Here is a 14386-nt window from a genome sequence, read left to right as displayed (position 1 = left end):
AAGCAATCCAAGTGCCTCCTCCCTGCCGAATACATTCCGCAACACATTGCACGGATTGCAGGCTCGCATGAGAGGAAGACCCGGTCAATGCTTAACGCGACCTGGCGTGTGACGAAACTCCGTTGTCGAGCGCAGGCGACGTCAACAGATCCATGGTGACCCGCTGGAACAGGGTCACGAGTGCCTCGCGGGAGACTTGTGGGTTGCGCACCGAACGTACCAGCAGGCCGTCATAGAGCGTGGCGAAGAATTCCACCAGGCCGTCCAGCCAGGAATCGTCATCGTGAAAGCCGAAACTGGCGCGGGTGGCCCGCATGGTTTCTTTCATGGTCTCGCGGGTGCTGCGGTCGGCGGCGTGCACAATCTCGGCCACCCGCGGATTACGCGAGCCTTCGGCGTATATTTCCAGCTTGAGTGCGGCAACGTCGCCGTTCAGGTTCTCATGCACGCCTTCCGCGCTGCAGTTGCGAATTACATTGTGCAGATCCGTGCACTGGTGCAGCCCGGCGGTCATGGTGAGCAGGCGGCTCAGATCCTGCTCGACGATGGCCGCGATGATCGCTTCCTTGTTCTCGAAATAGTGGTAGATATGGCCGGGGCTCATACCAGCCTGTTTACAAATCCGCGAAATGCTCGCGCCATGAAAACCATACTGCCGGAAGCAGTCCCTGGCCGCATCCAGAATCTGCGTCCGGCGGGCTTCGCTCCGCGAACATTCGGTCTGGGAGCACGGATCTGCGCTCATCTGGAACTCCTATTGCGTTGCAACATCTACTGATTCGCCGTACTTGCGGGTGATCGAAGGCTAGCATAGAATGAGCGCTCAATCTAGAATAAGCATTCTAACCCATGTGTTCCATCGGCCGGCCCGCTCGCGCGTACCGGCCGCTTTCAATATGACGAGAGGTTTCCCCATGCAGATCGACAAGAGCCGGCAGCCGGCCGTGCTGGTACTGGCGTTGACCGCCGCCCTGAGCCTCGCCGCCTGCGGCAAGGGGCAATCCGAGCAGGCCGCCGCCGCGCCCCAGGCCCCCAAGGTGTCGGTGGTCGAGGTGCGGTCCGCCAGCGTGCCGCTGGTGCTCGAGCTGCCGGGCCGCATCACGCCTTCCCTGATCGCCGAGGTACGCCCGCAGGTGACCGGCCTGGTCAAGCAGCGCGTGTTCCGCGAAGGTACCGAGGTCAAGGCCGGGGAGTTGCTCTATCAGATCGATCCTGCCACCTACCAGGCCACCTATGACGCGGCAGCCGCTTCGCTCGCCCGCGCCGAAGCGAATCGCGACGTCGCCCGCCTGACGGCCGAACGCTATGCCGGGCTGATCAACATCCAGGCTGTCAGCAAGCAGGCCAACGACGAAGCCCAGGCCGCGTTCAAACTGGCCGAAGCCGACGTGGCCAGCGCGCGCGCCGCGCTGGACAAGGCGCGCGTGGATCTGGCCTTCACCAAGGTCGCCGCGCCGATCGCCGGCCGTGCCGGACGCTCCAGCGTGACGCCGGGCGCGCTGGTCACCGCCAATCAGGCCGATGCGCTGGTGACCATCCAGAAGCTGGATCCAATCTACGTGGATCTCACCCAATCGAGCACCGAACTGCTGAAGCTGCGCCGCGATCTGGCCGACGGCCGCGTCAGCACGGAAACCGCCGACAGCGTGCCGGTCCGCCTGCTGCTCGAGGATGGCAGCGAGTACACCACCCCCGGCCATCTGGAGTTCTCCGAGGTTTCCGTGGATCCGGGTACCGGCAGCGTGACCCTGCGCACGGTATTCCCCAACCCCAACGGGGAACTGCTGCCGGGCATGTACGTGCGTGCGCGCATCGAACACGGCAGCAGCAACGACGTGATCCTGGTACCGCATGCCGCGCTCAGCCGCGACCCCAAGGGCAACGCCCTGGTCATGGTGGTGAATGCCGAGAACAAGGTGGAAGCCCGCACGGTGGAGGTGGAGCGTGCGCTGGAAGACCGCTGGGTCGTGCGCGCCGGCCTCAAGGATGGCGAACGGGTGATCATCGAGGGTCTGCAGCGCGTGCGCGCCGGCGCCGTGGTCGATCCCCAGGCCGCAGCCGCAACGCCCCCTGCCGCCGCGCCGGCCAACTAAGGAGCTGATCCATGGCCCGTTTCTTCATAGACCGACCCATCTTCGCATGGGTGGTCGCCATCGTCATCATGCTGGCCGGCGCGCTGTCCATCCTGGAGCTGCCGGTTTCCCAGTATCCGGCCATCGCGCCGCCGCAGATCGCCATCAATGCGTCCTACCCGGGCGCCACCGCGAAGGCGGTGGAGGACTCCGTGACGCAGATCATCGAACAGAAGATGACCGGTCTGGACGGCCTGCTGTACATGAACTCCACCTCGGATTCCTACGGCCGCGCCACCGTCACGCTGACCTTCGACGCCGGCACCGATCCGGACATCGCCCAGGTGCAGGTGCAGAACAAGCTGCAGACCTCGCTGCCGCTGCTGCCCCAGGCGGTGCAGCAGCAGGGTGTGACGGTGGCCAAATCTACCCGCAACTTCCTGTTGGTGCTGGGCTTCGTCTCCAAGGACGGCAGCCTGGACAACACCGACCTGTCCGACTTCCTCGTGTCCACCGTGCAGGACCCGCTGTCGCGGGTGACCGGCGTGGGCGAGGTGCAGGTGTTCGGCTCGCAGTACTCGATGCGCATCTGGCTGGACCCCGCCAGGCTGAACAACTACAAGCTGATGCCCTCGGACGTGCAGGCCGCGCTGGCCGCGCAGAACGCCCAGGTCTCCGCCGGTTCGCTGGGCGGCGCGCCGTCGCTGCCGGGGCAGGGCTTCACCGCCTCGATCACGGTGCAAAGCCGCCTGCAGACGGTCGAGCAGTTCGAGAACATCCTGCTGAGAACTTCCGCCCAGGGCGGCGAGGTGCGCCTGCGTGACGTGGCCCGCGTCGAAATGGGCGCGGAAAGCTACGGCTTCACCGCACGCTACAACGGCCAGCCGGCAGCCGGCATCGGCATCAAGCTGGCGGCGGGCGCCAATGCGCTCGATACGGCCAAGGCGGTGAACGAGGCCATCGAGGAGATGGCGCACTACTTCCCGGAAGGCGTGGAGGTCGTCCTGCCATACGACACGACGCCGTTCGTGCGCCTGTCGATCCAGGAGGTGGTGAAGACCCTGATCGAAGCCGTCGTGCTGGTCTTCCTGGTGATGTTCCTGTTCCTGCAGAACCTGCGCGCCACGCTGATCCCGACCATCGCCGTGCCGGTGGTGCTGCTGGGCACCTTCGGCATGATGGCGGCCTTCGGTTTCTCGATCAACACGCTGACCATGTTCGGTGTGGTGCTCGCCATCGGCCTGCTGGTGGACGACGCCATCGTGGTGGTCGAGAACGTCGAGCGCATCATGAGCGAGGAGGGGCTGCCACCCAAGGAAGCCACCCGCAAGTCGATGGGCCAGATCACCGGCGCACTGATCGGCATCGGTCTGGTGCTGTCGGCGGTGTTCGTGCCGATGGCCTTCTTCGGCGGCTCCACCGGGGTGATCTACCGCCAGTTCTCGATCACCATCGTCTCGGCGATGGGGCTGTCGGTGCTGGTGGCCATCGTGTTCACCCCGGCGCTGTGCGCGACCATGCTGAAACCCGTGGAAAAGGGCCACAGCATCTCCGAGGGCGGCTGGTTCTCCGGCTTCTTCGGCTGGTTCAACCGCATGTTCGAACGCAACACCCGGCGCTATGAATCGGCGGTGAACAGCATCCTGCACCGTACCGGGCGCTTCCTGCTGATCTATGCGGTGATCTTCGGCGTGCTCGCCTTCCTGTTCCTGCGCATGCCGACCTCCTTCCTGCCGGAAGAAGACCAGGGCATCCTGTTCACACAGGTCACCCTGCCGGCGGGCGCCACCCAGGAACGCACCGTGGAAGTGCTGAAGAAGGTGGAGGAGCACTTCCTGGTGGACGAAAAGGATTACGCCAAGTCCATCTTCACCGTGGCCGGCTTCAGCTTTGCCGGTTCCGGCCAGAACATGGCCATCGGCTTCGTGCACCTGCGCGACTGGGATGAGCGCGCGGGCGCCACCGGGCACGTGAATGCGGTGGCCGGCCGGGCCATGGCCGCCTTCTCGCAGATCAAGGAAGCCATGGTGTTCGCCTTCGTGCCGCCGGCGGTGCTGGAACTGGGCACCGCCAACGGCTTCGACCTGCAGTTGCAGGATCGCGGCGGCCTCGGCCACGATGCGCTGATCGCCGCGCGCAACCAGTTGCTCGGCATGGCCGGACAGGATTCCCGTCTGGTGGCGGTGCGCCCGAACGGCCAGGAAGACATGCAGGAGTATGTGCTCGACGTCGACCACGCCAAGGCCGGCGCGCTGGGCATCAGCGTGGCCGACATCAACGCCACGCTGTCGACCGGCTGGGGCGGCCTGTACGTCAATGACTTCATCGACCGCGGGCGCATCAAGAAGGTGTACATGCAGTCGGACGCCCCGGGGCGCATGACCCCCGAGGATCTCAACAAATGGTACGTACGCAACAATGCCGGCGAGATGGTCCCGCTGTCCGCCTTCGCCACCGGGCACTGGACCTTCGGCTCGCCGCGCCTGGAGCGCTACAACGGCCAGCCCGCGGTGCAGATCCAGGGCCAGGGCGCACCCGGCGTTTCGTCCGGTACGGCCATGACCGCGATGGAAGAGCTGATCGCCAAGCTGCCGCCGGGCATCGGCTACGAATGGACGGGCACCTCGTACGAGGAACGCCGTTCCGGCTCGCAGGCCCCGGCGCTGTACGCACTCTCGCTGATCGTGGTGTTCCTCTGCCTGGCCGCACTGTATGAAAGCTGGTCGGTACCGTTCGCGGTCATGCTGGTGGTGCCGCTGGGCGTGCTCGGCGCCATCCTCGCGGCCACCGGGCGCGGGCTGTCCAACGACGTATACTTCCAGGTCGGCCTGCTCGCCACCATCGGTCTGTCGGCGAAGAACGCGATCCTGATCGTGGAATTCGCCAAGGAGCAGATGGAACGCGAAGGCAAGGAACTCGTCGCCGCCACCCTGGAAGCAGTGCGCATGCGTCTGCGTCCGATCCTGATGACCTCGCTGGCCTTCGGCCTCGGCGTGCTGCCGCTGGCCAAGGCCACCGGCGCCGGCGCCGGCAGCCAGAACGCCATCGGCACCGGCGTGCTGGGCGGCACCATCTCCGCCACCGCGCTGGGCATCTTCTTCATTCCGCTGTTCTATGTGGTGATCAAGCGGATCTTCAAGGACAAGCCGGCCGAACAGACCACGGCCGCACATACCGATACCGGGGAGGCCCGTTGATGAACCGGCTCCGCATTCTCACCCTCGCGCTGGCCGCCGCCGGCCTGAGCGCCTGCACCACGCTTGCACCCGACTACGTGCGCCCGGCCGCCCCCGTGGCGGCCACCTGGAACGCACCGGCCACCGGCGGTGAAGCTGCCATCGACGCCGACAGCCCGTGGGCCGAGGTGTTCACCGACGCGCGCCTGCGCCAGGTCATCGAACGCGCGCTGGAGCACAACCGCAACCTGCGCGTGGCCGTGCTCAACATCGAGAAGGCCCGCGCGCAGTACCGCATCCAGCGCGCCGACCTGTTCCCCTCGCTGGGCCTCACCGCCAACCAGAACGCCCAGCGCGTGCCGGAAAGCGTGAGCACCACCGGTGAAACGGTGATCAGCCGCCAGTACGGCGTCAACGTGGGCATCGCCAGCTGGGAGCTCGACCTGTTCGGCCGCGTGCGCAGCCTGCGCGACGCCGCGCTGGAGCAATACTTGGCCACCGAGGAAGCCCAGCGCGCCACCCGCCTCGGCGTGGTGGCCGAGGTCGCCACGGCCTGGCTGCAACTGGCCGCCGACCGCGAGAATCTCGCGCTGGCCGAACGCACGCTGGAAACCCGCCGCAAGACGCTGGAACTGGTGCAGGCCAGTTTCGACGTGGGCGCCTCCTCCCGCCTGGAATTGCGCCAGGCGGAAAGCGCGGCGGAAACCGCGCGCGCCAACGTGGCGAGCTACACCGCGCTGGCCGCGCGCGCGCTGAATGCGCTGAACCTGCTGGCCGGCGACCAGATCCCCGCCGAATGGCTGCCAGAGCGCCTGGACGCCCAGGCCACCCGCCTGGCCGAACTGCCGGCCGGCCTGCCCGCCGAGGTCTTGGTCCGCCGCCCCGACGTGGTCTCCGCAGAGCACGCCCTGCGCGCGGCCAACGCCAACATCGGCGCGGCCCGCGCGGCGTTCTTCCCGACCATCTCGCTGACTGCGACGACGGGCAGCGTGAGCCCGGAACTGAGCGGCCTGTTCGACGGCGGCACGCGCGCGTGGACCTTCATCCCGCAACTCACCCTGCCGATCTTCCAGGCCGGCCGGTTGGCCGCCAGCCTGGACGTCGCCGAGGTCAGCCGCGACATCGCCGTGGCGCAGTACGAGAACACCATCCAGACCGCCTTCCGCGAAGTCGCCGATGCACTCGCCGACCGCGCCAACGCGGATGAAACCCTCGATGCGCAGCGCAAGGCGGTGGAGGCGGCGCAGGACAGCTATCGCCTCTCCGAAGCGCGCTACGAAGCCGGCGTGGATAGCTTCCTGACCCTGCTCGACGCACAGCGCACGCTGTACAGTGCCGAACTGCAGCTGATCTCGGCGCGCCTGGCCGAGGCCGGCAACCGCATCGCGGTGTACAAGGCGCTGGGCGGCGGCTGGCACTAAACCGCCGGCCGGCCACGGTGGCTCGCGCATCCTGCCGCGCGAGCCACCGCGCCTTTCCCCACAATGGACACCCTCACCCACGCCCTGTCCGGCGCCCTGCTCGGCCGCGTGATGGCACGCCCGGCCGGCGCACCCGCCGATGACCGGCGCCCGGCGGCGCTGGCCGCGGTGCTCGCCGGTGCCGCCGCCGGAGCCTTTCCAGACATCGACTTCGTTCTCGGCTACATCTCCGAGATCACCTATCTGCGCGGCCACCGCGGCGTGACCCATTCGCTGCTGCTGGCCCCGCTGTGGGCCCTGCCGCTCGCCTGGCTGATGGCACGGCTGGCGGCCTGGAGCACCGCCGGACGGCCTTCCTGGCGCGGCTTCTACCCGGTGGCCCTGGGCGGTGTGCTGATCCACATCGCCGGCGATTTCATCACCCAGTTCGGCACCATGATGCTGGCACCGTTCTCCGACTGGCGCTTCGGCCTGGGCACCACCTTCATCATCGATCTGGTGTTCACCGGCATCCTGATCGCCGGCCTGCTCGCCAGCGCCGTCTGGCGACGCAGCCGGCTGCCCGCCGTGCTCGCTTTCGCCGCGCTGGCCGGCTGGGTCGGCCTCAGTTGGCAGGGACGCAGCGAAGCCATCGATGCCGGACGGGCCTACGCCGCCGCGCACGGCATCGCCATCGAACACATCGATGCCGCGCCGCGTCCGGCTTCGCCGTTCAACTGGACGGTGGTGCTGTTTGATGGCAGCGCCTATCACCTCACCCACCTCAACACGCGGCGCACCGAGGCGCTCACCGTCACCCCGGACGCTTCCTTCATCCGCCGCTTTTCCGCGCCCTATCTGCCGGTGGCCCAGGCCGGGTGGATCCGCCTGCCGATGTTCGGCGGCGCCGGGGACAAAGCCTTCGCGCGCGCGGTGTGGCAGGCCGACGAGTTCGCCTTCTTCCGCTGGTTTTCCATGTTCCCGGTGCTCGACCAGGTCGCCGACGGCCCGCAAGGCCAGCGCTGCGCCGCCTTCCGCGATCTGCGCTTCGACATCCCGCAGCGCGATCATCGGCCGTTCCGCTACGGCCTGTGCGCCCCCTCGGCGGATGGCCCATGGCGGCTCTACGCACTCTCCGGGGACGGCGCACGCTGGCTGGACGACGACAGCCGCGCACCGCTCACTTCCGCCGCGCGGCCCTGACGGCTTCCACACGCGCGGCGTGGATGCGTTCCGGGATGCGCGTGCGGTCCGCGCATTCACGCGCAATCGCCCCGGCATCCACCGCACGCAGTACGGCCAGCGCCGTGCGCCAATGGCCGGCTGGCGCGTATTCACGCTCCTCGTGGCCCGGACGGCCCTGGTGGTCGCAGGCACAGGCGGCCAGCGCCAGTTCGAAACGCTCGGGGCGGCGCAGGGCGTCGACGCGTTCGAGCACCTTCACCATGGTCTCCGGGCGCAGCTCTTCGGCCAGCGCGAGCACACCGTGTTCGCGCGCCACCAGTTCGGCCAGCTCACGGCAATCGGCAGGCGCTTTCAAGCGCTCGCAGAGCGCGCGCACGCGCGGCACGCCGCGCGCCTCGTGCCCATGGTGGCGCGGCAGCAGTGCCGCCGGCGTGTCGGCCTTGCCCAGATCGTGCAGCAGGCAGGCCCAGCGCACCGCCAACGGCTGGCCGGCCGCGGCGGCCCGGTCGATCACGCGCAGCACGTGTTCGCCGGTGTCCACTTCGGGATGATATTTCTCCGGCTGCGGCACGCCGAACAGGCGATCCACTTCCGGCAGGATGCGCGCCAGCGCGCCGCAATCGCGCAGCACCCGGATCATCCGCGACGGACTGGCCTCCATCAGCCCGCGCGCGAGTTCCTGCCAGACCCGTTCGGGCACCAGGTGATCCACCTCGCCGCTGCTGACCATGCCGCGCATCAGCGCCAGGGTTTCCGGCGCCACGGCGAAATCGGCGAAGCGCGCCGCAAAACGCGCCACCCGCAGGATGCGCACCGGATCCTCGGCGAAGGCCGGGCCGACGTGGCGGAAGCACCGCGCCGCCAGATCGGCCCGCCCGCCATAGGGATCGACCAGCGTGCCGTCCTCGGCGCGCGCGATGGCGTTGATGGTCAGGTCGCGGCGTGCCAGATCCTCTTCCAGCGTCACGTCCGGCTCGGTGTGGAAAGCGAAGCCCTTGTAGCCGCGTCCGGTCTTGCGTTCGGTACGCGCCAGCGCGTATTCCTCATGGGTCTCCGGGTGCAGGAACACCGGGAAATCCTTGCCCACTGGACGGAATCCGCGCGCCAGCAGATCTTCCGGCGTGGCGCCCACCACCACCCAGTCCCGGTCGCGCACCGGCAGGCCGAGCAGTTCGTCGCGCACCGCGCCGCCCACCACGTAGCAACGCATCAACGCACGCCCCCACGCCGTGCGCCGCGGCGAAAGTCGTCGTAGCGTCGGCTCGCGCCTCCATCGCCCAGCCAGCCCGGCGCCACCGCCTCCAGCGGCGTCGGCGTCAGGCCGAAGGGCAGGGGCGCGCCGCTGGCCACGCTGTCGACCCGCATGGAGCGCAGATTATCGCGGCTCATCAGCGGCTCGGGCGCAAGCTCCATCAGCGCGGCCTGCAAGGTTGCCAGGGCGTTCGGCAAGGCGACGATGCGACGCGGGCGACCACCCACCTCGGCGGCATAGGCGACCAGTTCCCGCAGCGTATAGACACGCGGCCCGGCAAGCTCGCAGGCCTGTCCGGCCGCCGCGGATTCCCGCAGCGAGCGCCACGCGGCCTCGGCCACGTCCTCCACCCACACCGGCTGGAAGCGCGCATCGGCGCAGGCCAGCGGCAACAGCGGAAACCGCCTGGCGAGCGTGGCGAACAGATTCAGGAAGCGGTCGCCACGACCGAACACCACGGACGGACGCAGAATCGTCCAGGACAGATGGGCGGCGCGGACGGCCTCCTCGCCGGCCGCCTTGGAGCGCAGATATTCGGACGGCCCGGCGGCATCGGCGCCCAACGCGCTGACATGCACCAGACGCCCCACCCCGGCCTTTTCGCAGGCCGCCACGATGCGTTTCGGCAGGGCGACGTGGGCCTCCTCGAAACCCGGCCCCCATGGCGTGCCGGGACGCGAATGCAGCACACCGACCAGGTTCACCACCGCGTCGGCGCCCGTGAACAAGCCCTCCAGCACGCCGGGGCTCCGTACATCGACTTCCACGACCGTGACGTTGGGCAGCAGCAGAAGATGCCCCGCACGCGCACGCCGCCGCGTGGGTACCGTCACCGCGACCCCGGTCGCGCACAGGCGGTTCGCCAGCGCGGCACCGAGAAAGCCGGAGCCTCCGACCAGTACGACTTGTTCCGGGTTCATGCGCGCATCCTCCAATCGGCGGGGCAGCGGCAGCCACCACCATGCGGCCGATTATCCTAGAAACCGCAGTTGGACGCGCCCACTGGATCGGTGACGCCTGGCGAAGGCGTAAAACGGCTTGAGCTTGCGACGGCTTCCAGCAGTATGGCCATGGTCAACACGCCGTGGCAGCGCGCGCCTTGCCGGCCTGCCTTGCACGGACCCGCACCGACCCCACCGCTCAACTGCCGGGCGGACGGGGCGCCACCACCCCCAGGCGGCTCTTCAGGGACTGCGGGCGGCCTTCGAGCATGGCCGCGTAGATGACCGTGTTGGCCATCACCTTCTTGACGTAATCGCGCGTTTCGTCGAAGGGAATGGTTTCCGCATAGATCGCCCCTTCCATGGGACGATCGTCGCGCCAGCGGCGCGCACGGCCGGGCCCGGCGTTGTAGCCGGCGGAGGCGAGCACCGGATGATTGTCCAGATCGTCCAGGATCAGGCGCATGTAGCTGGTGCCCAGCAGCACATTGGTGTCCGGATCGGTCAGCATGCGCGGATGGTAGTTGCGCAGGCCGATCTTGCCCGCCACCCATTTGCCGGTGGCCGGCATCACCTGCATCAGCCCCTGCGCGCCGGCGCTCGAACGTGCGGGTGCGATGAAGCGGCTTTCCTGGCGCATCAGGCCATACACCCAGCTCATGTCCAGCCCCTGGCGCTGCACCTGCGGTTCGATCACCTGACGGTACGGCGTGATGAAGCGCAATTCGAAATGCGCCGCCGCGCCCGCGAGTTCGGCGGTGTTGATCGCGCGGTCGTAGATGTCGTTGCGCAGCGCCAGCTCGGCGGCGGCCAGCAGGAAACCCTCGTCGCGGCCACGCAGCGCCCAGTTCCATTCACGCACCGCGTCCAGACGCATGTCCAGGCGGTACAGCGCGAGCGCACGGCGCAGCCCCGGATCGCCCTCGGCCCGCGCACGGTCGGGCGCCATCACGCCACCGGCGCGCCCCGGCAGCACGAAACGGCTACCCAGCTCCTCGGCGGCCAGCAGGCCGTAGAAATTCGGCTCGGCGGCAATGCGCTCGTACAGCAGCGTGGCCAGCTCCGGACTGCCCAGCGCCACATGGGCGCGTGCCAGCCAGTAAATCCATTCGGGCCGCTCGCGCTCGGCGGCCGGCAAGGCCTCGATGCCCTGCCGCACCCGCCCCCAGTCGCCCACGCGCAATGCGCTGCGCACGCGCCAGGCACGCTGCTCGGCGGACAGCGGCGCATCCCCGGCCGCGACGAACCAGTCCACCGCCTGCGGCAGCTGGCGGTAGGCCGCGCGCAGGGCGAGCGCGGCGTGGGCCTGGGCGGCCTTCTCGGCGCCCAGCCGGTCACCCAGCCGCAGCAGGTGCAAATAGGCTTCCTCGGGGTTCTCGCGCGCCAGACGCACGATGGCCGCCAATACCAGTTCCCGCCCGGCGCGTTGCTCCAGCGCAGTGGCGGGCAAGGCGGCGAGGTATTGGCCCGGATTGCCCAGTGCGCGGTTGAAATCGGCCTGCGAGGGCGCCTCGCCGACCGGCAGCCAGCTCAACGTGACGCTGGCCGGCGCGGTATCGCGCCCTTCCACTTGGCGGCGGATGCGCGACCAGATGTCGTCCACCGAGACGCGCCGCTCCAGCGCCAGCGCACGCAGCACGGGCTCACAGGCGGCGTGGTGATTCACCCGCTCGTTCCACAGCGCGGCGACCTCGGCCACCACCTGGGCATCCCCGAGGGTCTGGCGGGCGCGCCAGGACTGACAGGTCAGCTCATCGTCGGGGCGCTGCAGGCCGGCGTAGACGTTCAGGTACTCGCGCCACTCGCCGTCCTTGGCCAGGCGGCGCAGCCAGTCGCCGCGCAGGCGCTCGGCCAGCAGGGTGCCCTCGTGGGCGGCGAGGAACTCGCGCAGTTCATTGGCCGGGGGCGGTTCAGGGCGGGCCAGGCGGTTGAACAGCAGCCAGTACTGCACATACGCATCCAGCTCATGCGGCTGGCGCTGCGCGGCAAGGCGTTCGAGGGTGGCGCGGTCGCCGGTGCGCAAGGCTTCGCGCGCGGCAAGGATGCGCGCGTCGCCGCTCTGCGCCATTGCCGATCCGTTCGCCAGCAGCCAGCCGATCAGCGCCAGCCCTCCCCACAACCGCTTCACCATCGCTTACCATCCCCCGCACATAAGCTGACCAAGTTATCACAATGAACGACGCCTCCAGCGCTGTTACACCTGCCCCGGAAGACGCCCGCAGGCGGCTGCGCGCGCAGGCCGTGGCACGCCGCGAAGCGCTGGATGCCAATACGCGAGCCGGTCTGGAAACGCGTATCGAAACCCACCTCGATACCTTGTGCGCAGATCTCTCGCCGGGCGTGCTGGCGTTCTGCTGGCCGTGGCGGGGAGAGCCGGATCTGCGCGCGTGGATGAGCCGCTGGCAGGCGGGCGGCGCACGGCGCACGGCGGCGCTGCCGGTGGTGCTGGAGCGCGACCACCCGCTGGTGTTCCGGCGCTGGTCGGTGGACGTACCGATGGCGGTCGACCGCCACGGCATCCCCTATCCGGAAAGCGGCGAGGCCCTCGTGCCGGATGCGGTGTTGATCCCGTTGAACGCCTTCGACGCGGCCGGTTATCGGCTGGGCTATGGCGGCGGGTATTTCGACCGCACCCTGGCAGCGCTGCCCATGGTGGCGATCGGCGTGGGCTTCGAACTGGGTCGCGCGGACAGCGTGCTGCCGCAGTCGCACGACCGGCCGATGGACTGGCTGGTCACCGAGGCGGGGGTGTTCCGCCCCGGCGTGGATCAGCCGAGGAACAGCCGGTAGACGGGGTTGGCCGTTTCGTCGATGTAGTCGTAGCCCAGGCGGTCGAGGAATTCCTGGAAGGCACCACGATCCCCCGGCGGTACCTGCATGCCCACCAGCACGCGGCCGAAGTCGGCGCCATGGTTGCGGTAGTGAAACAGGCTGATGTTCCAGTCCGAATGCAGGTTGGAGAGGAAGTTCATCAGCGCGCCGGGGCGCTCGGGGAAAGTGAAGCGGTAGATCAGTTCGTTGTCCACCTGCGGGGCGCGGCCGCCCACCATGTAGCGCACGTGGGTCTTGGCCATCTCGTCGTCGGTCAGATCGACCGCCGGCAGCTCATGGCGCGCCAGCATCTCGGTGAGTCGGCCGGCCTCGGCGCGGTTGTGCACGGTGACGCCGACGAAGATGTGCGCGGTGGCGGCGTCCGCATAGCGGTAGTTGAACTCGGTGATGTTGCGGTTGCCCAGCACGCCGATGAACTTGCGGAAGGAGCCCGGCTTTTCCGGAATGCTCACCGCCAGCACGGCCTCGCGCTGCTCGCCCAGTTCGGCGCGCTCGGCGACGAAGCGCAGGCGATCGAAGTTCATGTTGGCGCCGGAGCACACCGCCACCAGGCTCTTGTCGCGCAGTTTGTTGCGCTTGGCGTATTCCTTGGCGCCGGCCACGGCCAGCGCGCCGGCCGGTTCGAGAATGGAGCGGGTGTCCTCGAAGACGTCCTTGATGGCCGCACAGATGGCGTCGTTATCCACCAGAATCATCTCATCGACATACTGCTGGCACAGGCGGAAGGTTTCCGTGCCGACCAGCTTCACCGCCGCGCCGTCGGCGAACAGGCCGACCTGCTCCAACTCTACCCGGCGGCCAGCGGCCAGCGAGCGGGTCATCGCGTCGGCATCCACCGCTTCCACGCCGATGATGCGGGTTTCCGGGCGCAGGCGCTTGACGTAGGCGGCCACCCCGGCGATCAGCCCGCCGCCGCCCACCGCACAGAAGATCGCATGGATGGGTTTGGCGTGATCGCGCAGGATCTCCATGCCGATGGTGCCCTGCCCGGCGATCACGTCCGGATCGTCGAAAGGGTGCACGAAGGTGAGCTTTTCCTCCTTCTCCAGCTCCAGCGCGCGGGCGTAGGCGTCGGAATACGAATCGCCGGCCAGCACCACCTCGCCGCCGCGCGCCTTCACCGCGTCGACCTTGATCTGCGGGGTGGAGGTGGGCATGACGATGACCGCGCGCACGCCCAGCTTCTGCGCCGACAGCGCCACACCCTGGGCGTGGTTGCCGGCGGAAGCACAGATCACTCCGCGCTTGAGGGCCTGCGGCGAAAGCTGCGCCATCTTGTTGTAGGCGCCGCGCAGCTTGAAGCTGAACACCGGCTGCATGTCCTCGCGCTTGAAGTGGATGCGGTTGTGCAGGCGGGCGGACAGGTTGTCGGCGAGTTCGAGCGGGGTGGGCTCGGCCACGTCGTATACCTGGGCATTGAGGATGCGTTCCAGATAATCCGGGCTGGCGGCGGTCATGGCGGAGGCTGTGCGCGTACGGCGAAAGGGATCGAGCGTAGCAGCCGATGATGCGCCGCGGCAAGGGCGCA

The 14386-nt window shown here is 68.5% G+C and carries 10 protein-coding genes; 5 read left to right on the top strand and 5 right to left on the bottom strand.

Translation table 11 applies throughout. The features are described from left to right. Positions 1–91: 91 nt before the first annotated feature. Positions 92–745: a TetR/AcrR family transcriptional regulator gene (locus E6C76_RS11225; protein ID WP_136348343.1), complete on the bottom strand. Its 654-nt coding sequence runs from the start codon at positions 743–745 to the stop codon at positions 92–94. 169 nt (positions 746–914) lie between these two features. Between E6C76_RS11225 and E6C76_RS11220 the strand changes: the two genes are divergently transcribed. The 4 genes from E6C76_RS11220 (at position 915) to E6C76_RS11205 (ending at position 7851) form a co-directional block, all read left to right on the top strand. Further along, the gene (locus E6C76_RS11220) at positions 915–2093 is read left to right on the top strand and encodes an efflux RND transporter periplasmic adaptor subunit (RefSeq protein ID WP_136348342.1); all 1179 of its coding nucleotides are present in this window, start codon (positions 915–917) and stop codon (positions 2091–2093) included. Positions 2094–2104: 11 nt separating this feature from the next. Continuing rightward, positions 2105–5269, top strand: a complete 3165-nt coding sequence (locus E6C76_RS11215; protein ID WP_136348341.1) for an efflux RND transporter permease subunit — start codon at positions 2105–2107, stop codon at positions 5267–5269. Continuing rightward, positions 5269–6669 carry an AdeC/AdeK/OprM family multidrug efflux complex outer membrane factor gene (gene adeC / locus E6C76_RS11210; protein WP_136348340.1) on the top strand — a complete coding sequence of 467 codons (1401 nt, stop codon included), beginning with the start codon at positions 5269–5271 and terminating at the stop codon, positions 6667–6669. Before E6C76_RS11215 ends, adeC begins: the two co-directional genes overlap by 1 nt. 63 nt (positions 6670–6732) lie before the next feature. Next, on the top strand, positions 6733–7851 hold the full coding sequence (locus E6C76_RS11205; RefSeq protein ID WP_136348339.1) for a metal-dependent hydrolase: 1119 nt from the start codon (positions 6733–6735) through the stop codon (positions 7849–7851). On the opposite strand, the gene E6C76_RS11200 is transcribed toward E6C76_RS11205, so the two are convergent. The 3 genes from E6C76_RS11200 to E6C76_RS11190 form a co-directional block, all read right to left on the bottom strand. Beyond that, on the bottom strand, positions 7829–9043 hold the full coding sequence (locus E6C76_RS11200; RefSeq protein WP_136348338.1) for a multifunctional CCA addition/repair protein: 1215 nt from the start codon (positions 9041–9043) through the stop codon (positions 7829–7831). The two genes, E6C76_RS11205 and E6C76_RS11200, sit on opposite strands and share 23 nt — an antisense overlap. Continuing rightward, positions 9043–10005, bottom strand: coding sequence for a complex I NDUFA9 subunit family protein (locus tag E6C76_RS11195; protein ID WP_136348337.1), 963 nt, complete (start codon positions 10003–10005; stop codon positions 9043–9045). Before E6C76_RS11195 ends, E6C76_RS11200 begins: the two co-directional genes overlap by 1 nt. A 220-nt stretch (positions 10006–10225) precedes the next feature. Beyond that, positions 10226–12157 (bottom strand): lytic transglycosylase domain-containing protein, encoded by a 1932-nt coding sequence (locus E6C76_RS11190; RefSeq protein ID WP_136348336.1) that lies wholly within the window; start codon positions 12155–12157, stop codon positions 10226–10228. Between the two features lie 41 nt (positions 12158–12198). On the opposite strand from E6C76_RS11190, the gene E6C76_RS11185 reads away from it, so the two are divergent. Further along, a complete protein-coding gene (locus tag E6C76_RS11185) occupies positions 12199–12816 on the top strand; it encodes a 5-formyltetrahydrofolate cyclo-ligase (protein ID WP_136348335.1) in 618 nt (205 codons plus the stop codon). Here the strand turns inward: E6C76_RS11185 and ilvA are convergent. After that, positions 12795–14315, bottom strand: a complete 1521-nt coding sequence (ilvA, locus tag E6C76_RS11180) for a threonine ammonia-lyase, biosynthetic (protein ID WP_136348334.1) — start codon at positions 14313–14315, stop codon at positions 12795–12797. The genes E6C76_RS11185 and ilvA overlap by 22 nt on opposite strands. Positions 14316–14386: the final 71 nt, after the last annotated feature.

It is taken from the genome of Pseudothauera nasutitermitis, from assembly GCF_004801295.1.
GTDB lineage: Bacteria > Pseudomonadota > Gammaproteobacteria > Burkholderiales > Rhodocyclaceae > Pseudothauera > Pseudothauera nasutitermitis.
This window is presented reverse-complemented; position numbering and strand designations above follow the sequence as displayed.